General features: G+C 57.6%; 1 protein-coding gene and 1 pseudogene. Both read left to right on the forward strand.

What is annotated here, in order from left to right:
* Positions 1-432 (forward strand): phospholipase D-like domain-containing protein (locus tag AC1DX0_RS35110; RefSeq protein WP_477359011.1); only part of this gene is annotated, 432 nt, incomplete at its 5' end.
* 2 nt (positions 433-434) lie between these two features.
* Positions 435-1,268: pseudogene (locus AC1DX0_RS35115) on the forward strand (YihY/virulence factor BrkB family protein).
* Positions 1,269-2,029 lie beyond the last annotated feature (761 nt).

Consider the following 2,029-nt stretch of genomic DNA (forward strand, 5'->3'; position numbering starts at 1 on the left):
CTCCTTGATGACGTCAATCCGCGCAAGAACGATTCTGCTTATCTGGCCTTGAGCAGCCATCCGAATATCGAACTGAAATTGTTCAACCCGAGTGGCATCAGAGCCCGCGGCATCATGCGTAGCGTGGAAGTTGTCCTGCGGCTTTTTGCGTTGACACGTAGGATGCACAACAAGGCATGGATCGCTGACGACGCCGTCGCCATCGTCGGCGGGCGCAACGTTGGCGATGCCTATTTCGATGCGGCGGAAACCAATTTCCGCGACCTCGACCTGCTGCTGCTGGACCCCGCCGTGCAGCAGACCACGCAGATATTCGAGACTTTCTGGGCCTGCCAGGAAGCAAGGCCAGTTGCTGCGCTGGGCGCGGTTGCGCAGACCACGCATGCCCATCAATTGCTGGCCTCGTTTTCGGTCGGGATGCTGCGCAATTGACGTTGTCGGCTCAGATTTCCGGTTTGATGGGGCCAGAAAGTGCCGATCTCCTACAGACCGCCCTGCAGAGTGCCTCGAGCAGATTATCCGGAACCTGGGCTGCGGTTATCGGAGTAGTCACTTTGTTGGTGACCGCATCTGGCGTTTTTGGCGAAATGCAGCAATCGCTTAACGCCATATGGAGGGTTGAACCTCAGGGAAGTTCGTTGTCGCGTCTGGTCCGGGCGCGTGCGGCAAGTCTGGGTTTGGTCGCGGCGCTCGGTTTCCTGTTGCTCGTGTCTCTCGTTGCCAGCGCAGCGATCTCGGCCTAGGGAAACATCATCAACGCTCAGCTGCCGTTTGGTACAATCGTCCTCGGCGCGATAAACGCCGTCGTTTCGTTTGTCCTGATTTCAGTGATGTTCGCGGCCATCTACAAAGTTTTACCCGATCGAACACTCGAATGGCGGGACGTTGGGATCGGTGCTGTTATGACCGCCGCCCTGTTCACGCTCGGAAAGTCGCTTATCGGCTGGTATATCGGCACCAGCGCGATCGCCTCGTCCTACGGGGCCGCCGGTGGGCTGCTCGTCATCCTCCTGTGGGTTTACTACTCATCGGAAATTTTTCTCCTCGGTGCCGAGTTCACGCGCGCCTATTCCATTCGACACGGCAGCAGGTCGGATCTGGAGGCATTGGCTGACAGTCCTTTGCCTGCACGACATATCCCAATTCGATCAGAGCAAACTTCTTCCTCCGCGGGAGTGATTACGCTGTTGGGGGTGGCGTGCGCGAGCGCAACGATGACCTCTCTTATGCTCGGACTTCGGCGTCGCAAGGCCGACAGGGAAAGCTGACCTCGGCTTATCCACCACTCCCTCTTATTCCAGACAGCCCTCGCTGTCAGAAGAGGCCCCCGTATGTTCGCGTCGCCGACCGCTTGGTGCGCCCTGGCCTGCCTATATGTGGAAGGTTGAAGGAACTTTAGCGTTTCGACTTTGTTTCGCTTGGACATTCCAAAGGAGCCAATGGCATGGGACCGAAATCATCGCGCGATATGCCGGGACCAAAACCTCGCAAGGACCAGGATACGGACGCCCGAGAGGCTGTTGTCAAAACCCCCGCCAAGACAAACGATTGGGATCGCGAGTTGGTCCATGGTGATGGAGACACCATCGGAATCGAGGCCAAGCCCGGTCGAACACCGCCGCTATAGCCGCACCTATGGGCGAAGTGGGCTTCCTCAGTGGTCGGCGGCATGGCTTCAACTGTCTCGCCAATCTTTCGAAGCGACTCTGTTTAGTCAGTTCCTTCAGATGCGAGCAGCGATCAGTTGCGCATGAGCGACACAAACAGCGCGCTCGCTGTCGCTTGATTTGTTCCGAAGCTCTCGGGCTGACAGGGCCGCCGCACACCATGCTCAACCCCGTTTGCCGACCTTCTCGACCTTGCCAAAACTGACCTCCGGCGGTGCTTTCGATCTGGGCGATGTTGTTGACGGTTCCGATACCGTCGTCGCTGGGGATGATGGTTGCATAGCAAGTAGACATTGTTAATTCTCCTCTTGGGGTCAAAGGCATTGGGGGGCGCAACACATGGCGCGTGCTAAGTATTACGT

Source organism: Mesorhizobium sp. P3_A9, from assembly GCF_056402975.1.